At 65.0% G+C, this 15,284-nt stretch carries 13 protein-coding genes; 10 read left to right on the top strand and 3 right to left on the bottom strand.

Translation table 11 applies throughout. The features are described from left to right. Positions 1 to 282: 282 nt before the first annotated feature. The 6 genes from NH448_RS03575 to NH448_RS03600 all read left to right on the top strand — a co-directional run bounded on the left by NH448_RS03575 (position 283) and on the right by NH448_RS03600 (position 8,163). On the top strand, positions 283 to 1,704 hold the full coding sequence (locus NH448_RS03575; RefSeq protein ID WP_045992816.1) for an APC family permease: 1,422 nt from the start codon (positions 283 to 285) through the stop codon (positions 1,702 to 1,704). Positions 1,705 to 1,871: 167 nt separating this feature from the next. Next, positions 1,872 to 2,867: a glutarate dioxygenase GlaH gene (glaH, locus tag NH448_RS03580; RefSeq protein WP_083970404.1), complete on the top strand. Its 996-nt coding sequence runs from the start codon at positions 1,872 to 1,874 to the stop codon at positions 2,865 to 2,867. Between the two features lie 142 nt (positions 2,868 to 3,009). Continuing rightward, entirely contained in the window at positions 3,010 to 4,212 is a 1,203-nt protein-coding gene (gene lhgO / locus NH448_RS03585; RefSeq protein WP_045992815.1) for an L-2-hydroxyglutarate oxidase, read from the top strand. Positions 4,213 to 4,458: 246 nt separating this feature from the next. Then, positions 4,459 to 5,421 (top strand): TAXI family TRAP transporter solute-binding subunit, encoded by a 963-nt coding sequence (locus NH448_RS03590; RefSeq protein WP_045992814.1) that lies wholly within the window; start codon positions 4,459 to 4,461, stop codon positions 5,419 to 5,421. Further along, positions 5,421 to 6,020, top strand: a complete 600-nt coding sequence (locus NH448_RS03595; protein ID WP_045992813.1) for a DUF1850 domain-containing protein — start codon at positions 5,421 to 5,423, stop codon at positions 6,018 to 6,020. The genes NH448_RS03590 and NH448_RS03595 overlap by 1 nt, the downstream gene beginning before the upstream one ends. 139 nt (positions 6,021 to 6,159) lie before the next feature. Further along, positions 6,160 to 8,163, top strand: a complete 2,004-nt coding sequence (locus tag NH448_RS03600) for a TRAP transporter permease (RefSeq protein ID WP_045992812.1) — start codon at positions 6,160 to 6,162, stop codon at positions 8,161 to 8,163. 92 nt (positions 8,164 to 8,255) lie between these two features. Here NH448_RS03600 and NH448_RS03605 read toward each other — a convergent pair whose 3' ends face one another. Beyond that, complete coding sequence (locus NH448_RS03605; protein WP_052704348.1) at positions 8,256 to 8,954, bottom strand: YbaY family lipoprotein; 699 nt, start codon at positions 8,952 to 8,954, stop codon at positions 8,256 to 8,258. 249 nt (positions 8,955 to 9,203) lie between these two features. Here NH448_RS03605 and purE point away from each other — a divergent pair, with 249 nt between their 5' ends. From purE to NH448_RS03620, 3 genes are all read left to right on the top strand, one after another. After that, positions 9,204 to 9,725, top strand: coding sequence for a 5-(carboxyamino)imidazole ribonucleotide mutase (purE, locus tag NH448_RS03610; RefSeq protein WP_045992811.1), 522 nt, complete (start codon positions 9,204 to 9,206; stop codon positions 9,723 to 9,725). 37 nt (positions 9,726 to 9,762) lie between these two features. After that, positions 9,763 to 10,878, top strand: coding sequence for a 5-(carboxyamino)imidazole ribonucleotide synthase (locus NH448_RS03615; RefSeq protein WP_045992810.1), 1,116 nt, complete (start codon positions 9,763 to 9,765; stop codon positions 10,876 to 10,878). A 135-nt stretch (positions 10,879 to 11,013) separates the two neighbouring features. Next, positions 11,014 to 12,003: a BMP family protein gene (locus tag NH448_RS03620; RefSeq protein ID WP_045992809.1), complete on the top strand. Its 990-nt coding sequence runs from the start codon at positions 11,014 to 11,016 to the stop codon at positions 12,001 to 12,003. A 124-nt stretch (positions 12,004 to 12,127) separates the two neighbouring features. Here NH448_RS03620 and NH448_RS03625 read toward each other — a convergent pair whose 3' ends face one another. Further along, entirely contained in the window at positions 12,128 to 13,138 is a 1,011-nt protein-coding gene (locus tag NH448_RS03625) for a YeiH family protein (RefSeq protein ID WP_045992808.1), read from the bottom strand. Positions 13,139 to 13,339: 201 nt separating this feature from the next. Here NH448_RS03625 and NH448_RS03630 point away from each other — a divergent pair, with 201 nt between their 5' ends. Then, on the top strand, positions 13,340 to 14,284 hold the full coding sequence (locus NH448_RS03630) for a LysR substrate-binding domain-containing protein (protein WP_045992807.1): 945 nt from the start codon (positions 13,340 to 13,342) through the stop codon (positions 14,282 to 14,284). A gap of 177 nt (positions 14,285 to 14,461) precedes the next feature. On the opposite strand, the gene NH448_RS03635 is transcribed toward NH448_RS03630, so the two are convergent. Beyond that, positions 14,462 to 15,262, bottom strand: coding sequence for a TraX family protein (locus NH448_RS03635; RefSeq protein ID WP_124803332.1), 801 nt, complete (start codon positions 15,260 to 15,262; stop codon positions 14,462 to 14,464). Positions 15,263 to 15,284: the final 22 nt, after the last annotated feature.

Here is a 15,284-nt window from a genome sequence, read left to right on the forward strand (position 1 = left end):
TTTTTTGCCCTCTTGCCAGTCCAATTTGGTGTCCGTACTGGACGTGGCGCAGCGACGAAAACTCCTCATTCCGCAGACGCCGCGGGAGACTGCGGCTGACGGCGATGGCGCCATCTGCAGGCCCTACAAACTTAGACCAAAGAGGTATAAACGAAGGCTGCGGACGGCAAACATCCTCATGATAAGTTGCACGCGCGATTGATAAATTCAACGGTGCGTCCTGTCCCCGGTCAACAATCACTGTTCTGCGGGAACGCACCACTGCGGCGAGAGGTTTATCTCATGGACAATAACAGCAATGGCGGAGCCCAGCTGAGCCGAGTGCTGGCCCGCAAGGACGTCCTGGCGCTGGCCTTCGGTGCCATGGTCGGCTGGGGCTGGATCGTATTGACGGGTGGCTTCATCACCTCGGCAGGAAGCCTTGGCGCCATACTGGCATTCGTGCTAGGCGGCATGGTGATCGTGCTGGTGGGGCTGACCTACTCTGAGCTCGCTTCGGCGATGCCCCAGGTCGGCGGTGAGCACGTCTACAGCTACCGTGCCCTGGGCCATTTTGCCTCCTTCCTGTGTACCTGGGCGATCGTGCTGGGCTATCTCAGCGTGGTGGCCTTCGAGGCGGTAGCGCTGCCCACCGTGGTCGAGCATCTGTTCCCCGGCTACGCCGTCGGTCACCTGTGGACCCTGGCGGGCTGGGACGTCAAGGCCACCTGGGTTGCCGTCGGTGTGGCCGGCTCGGTGGTCATGATGGCCATCAACTATGTTGGCGTGCGCACCGCGGCGCTGGTCCAGAAGGTGGTGACGCTGCTGATTCTGGCCGTCGGTGTGATGTTCATCACCGGCGCCCTGTTCGAGGGTAGCAGCGCTTCGCTGACGCCGTTGTTCAACACCGAAGAGGGTGTGCTGGGCGGGATCACCATGGTGCTGATCATGGTTCCTTTCCTGTTTGTCGGCTTCGACGTCATCCCGCAGGCGGCGGAAGAGATCGACCTGCCGTTTCGCGAGATCGGTAGGGTTTTGATGCTGTCGGTGGTCCTGGCGGTGTTCTGGTACGCCTTCATCGTGCTGGGAACGGCATTGATGCTGCCCAAGGCGGAGCTCGAGAACAGCTCCCTGGCGGTACCTGACGCCATGGGGGCGGTGTTCAACACCCCCTGGGCGGCCAACCTGATGGTGCTGGCGGGTATCGCCGGCATCCTGACCAGCTGGAACGCCTTCTACGTCGGTGGCTCTCGCGCCATCTATGCACTGGCCCACTGCGGCATGCTGCCGGCCTTTCTGGCCAAGCTGCATCCTCGTCACAGGACGCCGGTCAACGCCATCCTGTTGATGGGAGCCTTGTCGAGCCTGGCGCCTCTGCTGGGACGCCAGGCCATGGTGTGGCTGGTGGTGGCCGGTGGTCTCGGCATCGTCATCGCCTACCTGTTCGTATCCATTTCGTTTCTGGTGCTTCGGCGCAAGGAGCCGGAACTCGAAAGACCGTTCAAGGTCAGCCATCCTCGCCTGGTCGGCTGGCTGGCGGTGGTGCTGTCGCTGGGACTGATCGGGCTCTACCTGCCCGGTAGCCCCTCGGCGCTGTCACCCATCGAGTGGGGGCTGTTCGCCGGCTGGATGGGTGCCGGGCTTGGCCTGTACCTGTGGTCCCGCCGCCGCTATGGCACGGCCTACAGCCAGCGACAGATGCGTCGTGAGCTGGAAGGCACCTGACGCCTTGACCGCAACGCCGGTCGGCATCTTTGCCGGCCGGCGGACGCTTCAAGAACTCTGGACCTTGTCGAGAATGTCAGCACCCGGCGGCAGCCGGGTTTTTGTTGACTAAAAATAAAAAATGTAGATATTTTGACAAAACGTCAAAACAAATACGGAGCCCTGCCATGTCCATCCTTGCCTCTGCCCAGCTTCAGGATCGTGATGATCAGACCACCGCCCCTGGCGCACGCGATCCGCGCGGGTTCACCCTGGTCCCGTCGACGTCTTCCGAGCGTCTGCAGGAGCTGCGTGTCGAGCGGTCGGTCGTCGCTGCCTTCCTCGACGCCTGTGCCGAATGGCCGATTCAGGCGCTGGAGTACAAGTCGATGCTGCGTTTTCGTGTCGCGGGGATACTCGATGAGCTGTGCGAGGGGACGCTCAGGCCGCGGCTGGCGAATATCCTGCTGGACCGTCGCCAGGGAGCACTGCAGGTCGTGCCGGAAGGGCTGGACCGGGTCGAGCAGGCCGAGGACATGGTCAAGTTTGCCACCGCCGTTGCCCACCTGATCGGACGATCCAACTTCGATGCCATGAGTGGTCAGTACTATGCCCGCTTCGTGGTCGAGAATGTCGACTCCTCCGACAGCTATCTGCGGGCGCCGCATCGGGTGATGGAGCTTCACAACGACGGCACCTTCGTCGAGCAGGTCACCGACTACGTGCTGATGATGAAGATCGACGAGCAGCACATGGAAGGCGGCAACTCGCGGCTGCTCCATCTGGACGACTGGCACGAGCTGGAGCGGTTCTGCCGTCACCCGCTGGCGTTCAGTGAGATGCGCTGGTCGGCTCCGCCCAGCAAGAAGGTGGTGCGCGACGTCTTTCACCCGGTATTCGACGTCGACCGTGATGGCCGCCCGGTGATGGCCTACATCGATCAGTTCGTCCAGCCACGTGATCTGGAGGAGGGCAACTGGCTTTGCGAGCTGTCCGACTCGCTGGAGTCGAGCGACGGCGTCATTTCCCTGCCCAACCCGGTCGGAAGCTTCCTGCTGATCAACAACCACTTCTGGCTGCACGGTCGCGACAAGTTCGAGGCTCACCCGCAGCTCAGGCGCGAGCTGATGCGCCAGCGCGGTGTCTTCACCTGTGGCAGCACCCTGCGAGCGCGCCAGGGTTGAGGTGTCCTCCGGGGAAGAGGGGTGCAGCGGGGCACGGCCCGACGCGGTACTCTAGGGTGATGGGCCCCGCGATACCCGGCTGCCCACGATGTATCCGGTCCCGTCCCGGCGGCGGGGCAAGACCAAGGACAACGAGACCCCCATGTACGACTTCATCATCATCGGCGGTGGCATTCTGGGCATGTCCACCGCCATGCAGCTCAAGGACGCCTATCCTGAAAAGCGCATGCTGTTGCTGGAAAAGGAGGACGGTCCGGCTCGCCATCAGACCGGTCACAACAGTGGCGTGATACACGCCGGGGTCTACTACACACCGGGCAGCCTCAAGGCGCGCTTCTGTCTGGAAGGCAACCGTGCCACCAAGGCGTTCTGCGAGACCCACGGCATCGCCTACGACAGCTGCGGCAAGCTGCTGGTCGCCACCAACGAGGTGGAGTTGGGGCGGATGAAGGCCCTGTGGGAACGCACCGAAGCCAATGGGCTCGAGCGTGAATGGCTCGACGCCGGTGCCCTTGCAGAGCGTGAGCCCAACATCACCGGCGTCGGCGCCATCTTCGTGCCGTCCAGCGGTATCGTCGACTATGCCGAGGTCACTCGCGCCATGGCCGCCGAGTTCGAGCGACGCGGTGGCGAGATCCGCTACTCGCGGGAGGTCACCGGGCTCGACGAACGTCGCCAAGAAGTGGTGGTGACCACCACCACCGAGACCTTCAGCAGTCGCTACCTGGTAAGTTGTTCGGGGCTGATGGCCGACCGGGTGGTGCGCATGCTGGGGCAGACCCCGAGCTTCACCATCTGTCCCTTCCGCGGGGAGTACTTTCAGTTGCCCGAGCACCGCAATGCCATCGTCAATCATCTGATCTACCCGATTCCGGACCCCAGCATGCCGTTTCTCGGCGTCCACCTTACCCGCATGATCGATGGCAGCGTGACGGTGGGGCCCAACGCCGTGCTGGCACTGGCCCGCGAGGGCTATCGCAAGCGTGATGTCTCGGCAGCGGATCTGGTCGGCATGGTCAGCCATCCGGGTATTCTCAAGGTGCTGTGGCGTCATCTGGGCCCTGGCATGCGCGAGATGAAGAACTCGCTGTCACGGCGTGGCTATCTGGAAGAGGTGCGCAAGTACTGCCCGAGTCTCACCCTCGATGACCTGAAGCCCTACCCGGCCGGGGTGCGTGCCCAGGCGGTGACACGAGACGGCAAGCTGGTCGACGACTTCCTGTTCGTCAACACGCCGCGCACCATCAACGTAGGCAATGCGCCATCGCCGGCGGCGACCTCAGCGTTGCCGATCGGTGCCCATATCGTCGCCAAGGTACGCGAGCAGGTCGACAGTCAACGCTGAGGCGTGAAAAGCCGGCGCGACGCCAGCTCCCTGATGAAGCGCGCCCTTCGGGGGTTCGACGGGCAGGATGGCGGGCCAGTGTCTCTAAGACCTTGTGAGAATTGCAGACAAAGATAAAAAACGTCGAAATGTCTGCAGTGGCAAGCGAGGCCGGCTCTTGCTAGCTTGCCTAGGCGATTGCTGTATCGACACTTCAATTCCGCACAATAAATTCTAAGCGGTTCCTACGAGGAACGGAGGAAGACCATGCGAGCACTGACCCTTGCCCTGACGGCATCCCTGCTGGTTGCCAGCCACAGCGCCGTGGCCCAGAGCCAGCTGTCGATCGCCACCGGTGGAACCGGCGGCACCTACTACCCCTACGGTGGAGGCCTGGCCGAGCTGATCAAGAAGCATGTCGACGGCTACGACGCCGTGGCCGAAGTGACCGGCGCCTCGGTGGAGAACATGGGGCTGGTCTGGCGTGGTGACTCCGATCTGGCGCTGGCGCTGGCCGACACCGTCCACCAGGGCGCTACCGGTACCGGTGACTTCGAGGGGCGCAAGCTCGAGAACATTCGTGCCATCGCCTCTATCTATCCCAACGCGGTGCAGATCGTGACCATGGCCGACTCCGACATCGACTCGCTGGATGACCTGGAAGGCAAGGTCGTGTCCGTGGGTGCGCCGGGCAGCGGCACCGAGCTCAACGCCCGCGCCATCCTCGAAGCCAACGGCATCAGCTACGACGACTTCGACCCGCGCCGCTTGAACTTCAACGAGACCGCCGACGCCCTGCGTGATGGCGATATCGATGCCGGTTTCTGGAGCGTGGGGCCGCCCACCAGCTCGATTCTGAATCTGGCCACCACCAGCGATGTTCGGCTGATCGGCCTCAGCGACGAGGAAGTCGCCAAGGCGCGCGAGGACGAACCGGTGTTTGCCCCGTATGAGCTCAAGGCCGGTCTCTACGAAGGCATGGAAGAAGCGGTGCAGACCCTTGGCGTACCCAACGTGCTGATCGCCAGCAGCGAGATGGACGAGGAACTGGCCTACCAGATCACCAAGACCCTGTTCGAGCAGACCGACGAGCTGATCGCCATCCATCCGGCGGCCAATGACACCACCGTCGAGTTCTCGGTGAACTCCACACCCATCGCCTTCCACCCGGGCGCACTGCGCTACTACGAGGAAGTCGGTGCCGAGGTGCAGGACAAGCAGCGTCCCTGATGGCGGGGCGTCGATTCATGGCAGGGCGGGCCTCCGGGCTCGCCCTGCCTGCGCTTGGGCTGGTCACGCTGATGACCGTGGCGTGCGCTGGCCAGGCAAGTGATGCCGACTGCGATGCTCTCTTTACCTTGAGCGTGCGCGACGCCGAGGGCGCCGCGCTGGTGGAACTGCCGATGCCCGATGGCGCTGGCTGGTGCCTGGCCTGGAACCACTCGGTAGAAGGCTTCGAGGTGCTCGACTGCTATCGCAACCTCGGCGGTGCCATGGTGCTTGAACGCAGTCACCTGCCGGACTTTGCCGCGGGCCTCGACCACGTGCCCGGGCGCGGACGCCAAGTCAGCGACGGTCAGGGCGGCTACTGGATCGAGGACATCGACGAGCCCGTCCCCGGCAATCGCTATCGGCTGAGGGTCGGCGCCAAGCGCGTCGATCATCGCCTGGTCAGCCGTGGTGAGCCGACCCTGGAGACGTTGATCAAGGCTTGGGCCGACTGTCCGGACGGGGAGTCCCTGGCCTTGCCGGCGGCCTCCACGCCCATCAGCCTGAGCGATCTGGCGGCGGGGCGTTTGGTCAGCGTTGGACTCGAGCGGCGCGACTAGCCTGTCGTTGGCCCAGGCTATCGAATGATGCCACCAACCGCGTGGGCACTTCGGCCCCTCGAGGGCCTGCGACCTGCGACAGCATTCCGAATTATGCCGACCGGCCAAGCGCCGGCAAGGCCTGACGAGAATCACGACAATGAGCGAAACGGCAGCTTCACCGGTGGTGCCTGGCAGCCAGGCCAACCACCCCAAGACCATCCTATGGCTGATCACCCTGGTGGCGGTCGGCCTGTCGCTGTTCCAGCTCTACTCGGCGGGGATTCAGCCGCTGGGGCTGTTCTATCAGCGCAGCATCCACCTTGCGCTGGTGATGATGCTGGCGTTCCTGATGTTTCCGGTGTTCGGTCCCAAGCGTGACAGGGGCGTGCTGGGTGGGGCGATCGACCTTGTGTTCTTCATCGGAGCGATGATCACCGGCGGCTACATGGCGCTGTTTCTGGACGAGATCATCAATCGCGCCGGTTTCTGGAGCCAGACCGACATCACCGTCGGCATCATCGCCACCATCACGGTGCTTGAGGCCAGCCGTCGCGCGGTGGGGCTGGGCATGACCATCATCGGCCTGATCGCCATCCTCTACGCCTTTGCCGGGCCCCGTGGCGAGTTACCCTGGCTCGGCCAGTTCCTGCCCGGCATCCTCGAGCATCGCGGCTACAATCTCGATCGCCTGGTGGGCCAGCTTTACCTGGGGCAGGAAGGCATCTTCGGCCTGCCCATGGGGGTGGCCGCCACCTATATCTTCATCTTTGTGTTGTTCGGTGCCTTTCTCGAGATCACCGGGGCGGGCAAGTTCTTTATCGATCTGGCCTACGCCGCCACCGGACGCCAGCGTGGCGGGCCCGCCAAGGCCGCGGTCATCGCCTCCGCCGGCATGGGCTCGATCTCCGGCAGCGCCATCGCCAACGTGGTCACCACCGGCGCCTTTACTATCCCGCTGATGAAGCGCCTGGGCTACAAGCCCCACCAGGCCGGTGGCATCGAGGCGGCGGCGTCGACCGGTGGCCAGATCATGCCTCCGCTGATGGGGGCCGGTGCCTTCCTGATCGCCGAGTACACCCGGCTGCCGTATCTCGAGGTGGTCAAGGTCAGCATCCTGCCGGCCTTCATGTACTTCGCCACCGTCTATCTGTTCGTGCATATCATCGCCCTCAAGGAGGGCATGCAGGGCATGGCCAAGGACGAGCTGCCGCAGATGAGCGACGTGCTCAAGCACGGCTGGCACTTCCTGCTGCCGCTGGCGGTGCTGGTGTGGCTGTTGATGATGAACATGTCGCCGATGCGAGTGGGCTACTACGCCATCGTCTGCATGCTGCTGGTGGCGGTGCTGCGTTTCGCGGTGTGGTTCTTGTTCGTGGCGCCAGGCGAGGGGCAGCCGGTGACCGCCGAGCGTCTGGGGCTGGCCTGTCGCAACGGTCTGCTCAAGCTGATTGAAGGCCTCGAACTCGGTGCGCGCAACGCCGTGGCGGTGACCATGGCCTGTGCGGTGGCAGGGATCATCGTCGGGGTAGTGGGGCTGACCGGTCTCGGCCTCAAGTTCTCGGCCATGATGCTGGCTTTCTCGGGCGGTAACCTGCTGCTGGCGCTGATCATGGTGCTGCTGGCGAGTCTCGTGCTGGGCATGGGGCTGCCGGTGACGGCCAGCTATATTGTGCTGATCGTGCTGGTGGGACCGGCGCTGGCCAATGAGTTCGGGGTGCCGTTGCTGATCGCCCACCTGGTGGTGTTCTGGTATTCCCAGGACTCCAACGTGACGCCGCCGATCGCGCTGGCCGGCTTCGCCGGGGCCGCCATCGCCGGGGCCAAGCCCATGGAGACCAGCTTCCAGTCGTGGAAGTTTGCCAAGGGCCTCTACCTGGTGCCGCTGTTCATGGTCTACAACCCCGAGATCATCGTCGGCGGGCCGGTCTGGCTGCTGATCTGGAAGGGCTTCACCGGGCTTCTGGCGCTGGGCGCCTTCGCCGCCACCCTGGAAGGCTATCTGTTCACCCGCATGGCGATCTGGCAGCGCGTGCTGCTGCTGCCGGCGATCGTCGGGGTGTTCCTGCCGTCGCTGGTGTTCGACGTCGCCGGTGCAGCCGTCATGCTGGCGATCATCAGCCTCAACTTCTGGCAGGCCCGCCGCTCGCCGGCAACAGCGTAGCGGCACCAGGGCAGCCGCCAGCAGCGACAACGCCGTGCCCAAGGGCACGGCGTTGTCGTATCGGGAGGAGCCGGTCCGTCGAGGGCGCTCGCTTACTGAGGCTGGCTGGACGAGGTCTCGGTATTGGCACCGGTGTCGGCATTTTCGCCGCTCGCCGCGGCGGCGCCCTGGCTGGGCTCCTGCATGCCGGCGGCCTGTTCGGCCACGGCGTCGGCCTCTTCCACGGCCTGCTTCTCGGCGGCGGTGGGTTCATCACCGCTGGACAGCAGCGCCTCCTGGGCCTTCTGCATGCTGTCGCTCTGGGCATTGCCGTCGGCACCCACCGGGCGCAGCACCACCGACACCGGCGGCTGGTCGGCGTCGGCACCGACTTCCACCGGAGTGGCTTCGGTACTGGTCCACACCAACTGACCTTCGTCGTTGCGGATCTCGCCACGCAGGCTGTGGGTGTGGCGCGGGTTCACCGCGTCGCTTGCGTAGCTCAGCGAGAAGTCGGTCGGTGCCTGGCGCTCGATGGTCACCGTGGTTTCGGCGATGGTCCTGGCCGGGGCGTCGGCGAGGGCAACGTCGTTGAGCAACACCGTGACCTCGGCATTGTCGGGCAGGCTCTGGCCGGCCTCGGCGAAGCTCAGGGTACCGTCAAGCGTCATTTTCTGCGCCTGTTCGGTGGTGCTCTGCTGGCTGGCGTTCGAGCCCTCCTGCGCGGTGCTGGCGGTGCTCTGTCCCTCATCGCAACCGGCCAGCGCCAGGCCGGAGGTCAGGGCGGCAATAAGCAGCAGGGTCGGTTTCATGGCTCTCTCCTTGGGTGAGCGGGTCGTCCTGTCAGGCGGCGTGGAGTGTCGGCGATGGCCGCGACAGCAGCGTTACCCTAGCAGGCCAATGCGCAGTCAGGGTGAAAGGCGCTGTCGCTGGCTGGCGACGTCTCCGCATAGGGAGAGGTACTGCTCCCCCGGCTCTGCTAGACTATGCCGCTTCCCGATTGTTCCCTTGTCGTGGCGATTTCTTTGCCGCGGCGCCGTCGTTTCTTCGAGGAGTTGCCGATGTCATCCACTTCCCCAGCGCCCCGGGTCGGCGTGATCATGGGTTCCAAGTCCGACTGGCCGGTCATGGAACACGCCGTGACCATGCTCGAGCGCCTCGGCGTGAGCTACGAGACCCAGGTGGTCTCCGCCCACCGCACCCCGGATCTGCTGTTCGACTACGCCAAGGGTGCCGCCGAGCGTGGTATTCAGGTGATCATCGCCGGGGCCGGCGGTGCAGCGCACCTGCCCGGCATGGTCGCCTCCCAGACCGCGCTGCCGGTGCTCGGCGTGCCGGTGGAGTCCAAGGCGCTCAAGGGGCTGGATTCACTGCTGTCGATCGCCCAGATGCCGGGCGGCGTCGCCGTCGGCACCCTGGCCATCGGCAAGGCCGGCGCTACCAATGCTGGCCTGCTGGCAGCCCAGATCGTGGGGCTCGGGGACAGCCAGGTTCGCGAGGCCGTCGAGGCCTTCCGCGCCGAGCAGACCCAGACCGTGCTCGACAATCCCGATCCTCGTCCGCCCGAGTCTCGCCAGGGCTGAACGGCGTCGTGTACCCGCAGGAAAACAGGAGCAAGTCATGAAGATTGGCGTTCTCGGGGCCGGACAGCTCGGCCGTATGCTGGCGCTGGCCGGCTATCCGCTGGCCAACCGGTTCCGCTTTCTCGATACCACCGGCCACCCCAGCGCCGGGATCGGCGAGGTGATGATCGACACCGACCAGAAGCACGTCCAGAGCTTCCTCGAAGACGTCGACCTGGTCACCTACGAGTTTGAGCACCTGCCGGTGTCGTTGGTCCAGGCGATCGAAGCCGAGAAACCGGTCTACCCCGGCAGTGAGGCGATCCGGGTGTGTCAGAATCGTGCCGAGGAGAAGGCGCTGTTCGATCGACTGGGTATTCCGACGCCGGCCTATCGCCTGGTGGACAGCGCCGAGTCGCTGGAAGCCGCCGCTCGTGAGCTGGGCACGCCGGTGGTGGCCAAGTCGATCACCGAGGGCTATGACGGCAAGGGGCAGGCGGTGCTGAAGGACCCGGCGGAAGCTGCCGATGCCTGGAAGCGCATCAATCACCCGCGGTTGATCGTCGAGTCCTTTGTCGACTTCGTGCGCGAGGTGTCGATCATCGCCGTGCGCGGACGCGACGGTGAGGTGGTGTTCTATCCCATGGCGGAAAACGTCCATGTCGATGGCATCCTGCGTTACTCGCTGGCGCCGATGCCGGATCTCGACGACAGCGTCCAGCACACCGCCGATGAATACATCCGGGCGCTGCTGGACGAGCTGGACTATGTCGGTGTGCTGACCCTGGAGCTGTTCCAGTGCGCCGACGGCAGCCTGCTGGCCAACGAGATGGCACCGCGAGTGCACAACTCCGGCCACTGGACCATGGATGGCGCGGTGACCAGCCAGTTCGAGAATCATCTGCGTGCCATCCAGGGCCTGCCGCTCGGGGACACCAGTGCCCGGGCGCCGACCTGCATGGTCAACGTGATCGGACGCGAGCCCGAGCCGAGCCAGGTGCTGGCCATGCGCGACGCCCACCTGCATCGCTACGACAAGAGCGAGCGCGCCGGTCGCAAGCTTGGTCACATCAACCTGGTCGCCGACGATCACGCGAGCCTGCTCAAGCGGGTGCGCGAATGCGCCGCCCTGGTGCCGGACGCGCCCGAGGTGCGCTTCAGCTTCGAAGACTGAACCAGGCGCTGTTTCGCTCCCTCCACGACGGGCCCCAACACGGGGCCCGTCGTCGTTTCAGGGTGGCGATGACGCCACCACGGCGCTAGAGTAGTTGGTGCGTTCTGTATACAAAAACAAGTAATGAGGTGTTCGATGATTCGCAAAGTTGGATACATGGCGGCGCTGTGTGGTCTCTCGCTTTCGCCTTCCCTGGCCGTGGCGGATGCCTTCGAGGTGGCCATGCTATTGCCGGGGCAGAAGGATGACGGCGGCTTCATGGAGGCGGGTTACCGTGGACTCGAGCACATCGAGGCCGAACTTGGCGCCGAGATCAGCTACGAGGACGGGATAGCGCCGGAGCCCGACGCGCTTGAGGCCGCCCTGCGGAGATTGGCGGATGCCGGGCCGGACCTGATCATCGCCCACGGAGGTCAGAATTCCGAGGCGGTGATGACGGTGGCCGCGGACTATCCCGAGGTGCTGTTCTCCGTCACCCAGGGGGATGTCACCGGCGACAATGTGTCGAGCTATGAAGTCCTTCAGGAGCAGTCCGCCTGGCTCGCCGGTGCAGCGGCGGGTCTGCTGACTCAAAGCGGCGTGGTGGGCCATATCTCGGGGATTCGCGTCACTCCGGGTCTCAAGGGTCGCGGGGGCTTCTACCACGGTCTGCAGCATACCCGGCCGGACGCCGACTTCCTCACCATCTTCGCCGGCGATCAGGACGATGTGTCACTGGCCCATGACGTGGCCAGCGCCCAGATCGAGGCCGGTGCCGATATCATCTTCACCATGTTGAACGCGGGTCGCCAAGGGGCCATCGAGGCGATGCAGGAGGCCGAAGGCGTTTGGCAGTTCGGCAATGTGCGCGAGTGGCATGAGGACTACCCGGAGGTGTTCGCCGGCTCCGCCATCGCCAACGTGTCCATGGCAGGTTTTGTAGCTGCCGAGGCGGTCAAGCAGGGCAGCTGGAGCTCGGGTGAGGTGGTGCGTATCGGCCTGGAGAACCCGGAGGCGGTGCGTCTGTCGCTGGCGCCCTGGGTCGAGGACGACATCGTCGCCGAACTCGATCGCCTCGCCGCCGAGATCGTCGAAGGAAGCATCGAGGTACAGACGTCCTACGACGGCGAGGAATTCTCCCTGTAGCAGGGGGCATGTCGAGGGGGCAAGTCGATCGCTGCTCAATGATGGATCAGCACCACGCAAGAAGGCGGCCGCAAGGCCGCCTTCTTCGCTGTGTATCGGGTTCCTGCCCGGTCCATCGATCCGGTCAGCCCATCAGCAGGGCACTGGCCATCCCGCCACCAACCACCAGCAGCACAAACAGGATCAGGGCGAGCAGAAAGGGCTTCACGCCGAGCGCCTTGAGGCGAGACATCCGGGTGTTGATGCCAAGCGCGGCCATGGCCATGGTCAGGGCGATCTGGCCGGCCAGCACCAGACCCGAGTGCAGCGGCGCGGGCAGGGTGATGACGCTGTTGACGCCGACCATGGCGATAAAGCCGAGGGCAAACCAGGGGATCACCAGCTTGGCCTTTTGTGCGCCCTGAGCGCCTGCCTCGGCGCCTTCCTGGGTCGGCTGACGCAGCCACCATTGGCCGACCACCAGCAGGAAGGGCACCAGCAGCATCACCCGTACCAGCTTGACGATGACCGCGTTGGCCAGGGCATCCGGGCCGACGGCGTCGCCGGCGGCGACCACCTGGGCCACCTCATGCACGGTAGCGCCGATATAGACCCCGAACAGTCCCTCGTCCATGCCCAGCCACGGATACAGCAGCGGGTAGGTCAGCATGGCCAGGGAGCCGAACAGCACCACCGTGGCCACCGCCATGGACGCCGCTGCCGGCTTCGAGCGAATGGTCGACTCGGTGGCCAGCACCGCAGCGGCGCCGCAGATGGCGCTGCCGGCACTGGTCAGCAGGGTGGTCTCGCGATCCATGCCGAGCACCCGGGTGCCGATCTGGTAGCCGACCAGCAGTACCGCGGTGATGATCAGCGCGTCCAGCAGCAGCACCTTGGGCCCGAGTCCGACCACCTGAGCGAAGGTCAGCGACAGGCCGAACAGCACGATGCCGCCGCGCAGCAGCCAGCGGGTAGCGAAGGCGAGCCCCGGCTGGGCGCCCTCGACGGTGCGCTTGAGCGGCAGATTGCCGACCACGATGCCCAGCAGCAGGGCGAACACCAGCGGACTCACGCCTGCGTCGGCGATACCGGGCAGTCGGCTGATGGCCTGCCCGGCCAGCGTCAATAGTGCGCATAGCGCAAGTCCTTGCCACATGAGCGGATCTCCTCTTCGTGTCAGGGTATCGCCGCTACCGGCTCGTCTGGGTGGAGCCTGAGGCGTCGGTTCGATAGGGAGATTCTAGGCGTGGATATACCAGATGATTATCGTGTAATAACGAAACCTGTTATAAGCTGAGCCGATATAGGAGCCGTTGTCGTTTCCCCGCCATCTTCCCTGCAACCGTCGAGCACCGTGATGAGTTTCTCGCCAGACAGTCCCACCCGCTCCCATATCACCCTGCGCCAGCTCGAGGTCTTCGTGGCGGTGGCCCGGCTGGGAACCGTCAGCGCCGCGGCCAGGCAACTGAGCCTGTCCCAGTCGGCGACCAGCCAGGCGCTGGCGGACCTGGAGCGTCAGCTTGGTGTCACCCTGTTCGAACGCCCGGGACGGCGGCTTGGCCTGAACGACATGGGCCATCGGCTGCTGCCGCGCGCCGAACAGCTGCTGGATGATCTGGGAGAGCTGATCGCCGCCGCCGAGGAACCGGGAGACGAGCTCCACGGCAGCCTGGCGATTTCCGCCAGCGCCACCATCGGCACCTATCTGTTGCCGCCGCTGGCCGGGGAGTTCGGCGGACTGCATCCGGGGGTCGACCTGCGCCTGCGACTGCGCAATACCGGCGAGGTGATCTCCGAGGTACAGCGCTTCGACGCCGATCTGGGGATGATCGAGGGGCGCTGTCACGAGCCAGGGCTCGCCAGCGAAGTGTGGTGCGAAGACCATATGGTGATCGTCTGCGCGCCCGGGCACCCTCTGGTGGCCAAGGGCCGGGTCGAGGACGCTGATCTGGTCGAGCAGTCGTGGATCCTGCGCGAGATCGGCTCCGGCAGTCGGGAGGTGCTCGAGGCGGCGGTGCTGCCCCGGGTGCCGAGGCTCAAGGTACGCATGGAGCTGGGACAGCACGAGGCGATCAAGCAGGCCGTGGCGGCTGGCCTGGGACTGGGTTGCCTGTCGCACCTGAGCGTGCGGGGAGAGCTCGAACGAGGGGAGTTGCTGGCGCTGTCACATGACCTGCCGCTGACCCGCCACTTCTCGCTGGTGTGGCATCCGGACCGCTACCGCAGCCCGGCCTGGCAGGCCTTCAAGGTCTTCTTGATGGAACAGAGAAGCCGTTTCGCGCTGCCGGCGCAGGACGCCTAGAGGATCTGGGCGTTGCCGTTCCACAGCAGAATGGCGGCGATCACCGCGCTTTCAATATCACATTATCTGGGCGTTGCCGATCCACAGCAGGATGGCGGCGATCACCGCGAAGTGGGCCTGGGGGTATCAAGAGCAGGCGAGCCACCTTGGCGGGTTCTTTGACCGTTGCCGGTGCCGTTACATGACCTGGGCGTTGCCGGTCCACAACAGAATGGCGGCGATCACCGCGAAGTGGGCCGGATACCATGCGAGCCACATCCGCCGCGGCATGACGATGCCGGGCGCGCGGCATAGCCGGTGAGCACCAGCGGCCAGCAGCAGCACCGCCAGGACCGTGGCCACGGTCACCGACTTGGCCATGTCGGAGCTGTTCATCATGCCTGCCACCAGCAGCAGCGGCAGGCAGCCGACCACCGCCAGCAGGCGCGAGAGCAGGGCGTCGTCGGTACGATGGAGCTGGCCCATGCCGAGCATGAAAAACGGCACCAGCAACAGGCCATGGTGACCGTATTCGACCCAGAAGCCGGCAAAGTACCAGCCGGTTGCCACGCCGAGGGTTTCCAGCGCCAGGCGTACATGGCCGAGCTCTCCGGCCTCCTGTCGCCGGGTCAGTTGCTCAAGCCAGTGTCCGGCCATCAGCCCGAGCGCCAGGGTAAAGCAGATGTTGAGCTGAAACAGCGCCTCGCGGGGCATCAGTTGGTAGGGTAACTGGGCCAGCAGACCGATGATCATCACCCGGCGTGCGTAGCGCAGCGGATCACGGGTATTGAATAGCCCGTGCCAGGCGACCATGCCGGCGAACAGTGGAAAGGCGATACGGCCCACGCTCGAGTCGACCCAGCCAAGGTGCCAGGCGTCGGTGGCCAGGTAGCGTGCCAGGTGGTCCAGGGTCATGGTGACAAGCGCGATCCACTGGCCCCAGCCGGTCCAGTGGGAGGACGGTCGTTCGTGGTAGCTGGCGCTGGCGACGTAGGTCATCGGACTTCCCTGTTGTTCGGCT

Origin of the sequence: Halomonas sp. OfavH-34-E, assembly GCF_024124525.1 — a bacterium.
Classification (GTDB): Bacteria; Pseudomonadota; Gammaproteobacteria; order Pseudomonadales; family Halomonadaceae; genus Halomonas; species Halomonas litopenaei.

Coding starts and splice junctions, on each gene's coding strand:
- NH448_RS03575 (WP_045992816.1), top strand. CDS start 283: ATGGACAATAACAGCAATGGCGGAGCCCAGCTGAGCCGAGTGCTGGCC.
- glaH (WP_083970404.1), top strand. CDS start 1,872: ATGTCCATCCTTGCCTCTGCCCAGCTTCAGGATCGTGATGATCAGACC.
- lhgO (WP_045992815.1), top strand. CDS start 3,010: ATGTACGACTTCATCATCATCGGCGGTGGCATTCTGGGCATGTCCACC.
- NH448_RS03590 (WP_045992814.1), top strand. CDS start 4,459: ATGCGAGCACTGACCCTTGCCCTGACGGCATCCCTGCTGGTTGCCAGC.
- NH448_RS03595 (WP_045992813.1), top strand. CDS start 5,421: ATGGCGGGGCGTCGATTCATGGCAGGGCGGGCCTCCGGGCTCGCCCTG.
- NH448_RS03600 (WP_045992812.1), top strand. CDS start 6,160: ATGAGCGAAACGGCAGCTTCACCGGTGGTGCCTGGCAGCCAGGCCAAC.
- NH448_RS03605 (WP_052704348.1), bottom strand. CDS start 8,954: ATGAAACCGACCCTGCTGCTTATTGCCGCCCTGACCTCCGGCCTGGCG.
- purE (WP_045992811.1), top strand. CDS start 9,204: ATGTCATCCACTTCCCCAGCGCCCCGGGTCGGCGTGATCATGGGTTCC.
- NH448_RS03615 (WP_045992810.1), top strand. CDS start 9,763: ATGAAGATTGGCGTTCTCGGGGCCGGACAGCTCGGCCGTATGCTGGCG.
- NH448_RS03620 (WP_045992809.1), top strand. CDS start 11,014: ATGATTCGCAAAGTTGGATACATGGCGGCGCTGTGTGGTCTCTCGCTT.
- NH448_RS03625 (WP_045992808.1), bottom strand. CDS start 13,138: ATGTGGCAAGGACTTGCGCTATGCGCACTATTGACGCTGGCCGGGCAG.
- NH448_RS03630 (WP_045992807.1), top strand. CDS start 13,340: ATGAGTTTCTCGCCAGACAGTCCCACCCGCTCCCATATCACCCTGCGC.
- NH448_RS03635 (WP_124803332.1), bottom strand. CDS start 15,262: ATGACCTACGTCGCCAGCGCCAGCTACCACGAACGACCGTCCTCCCAC.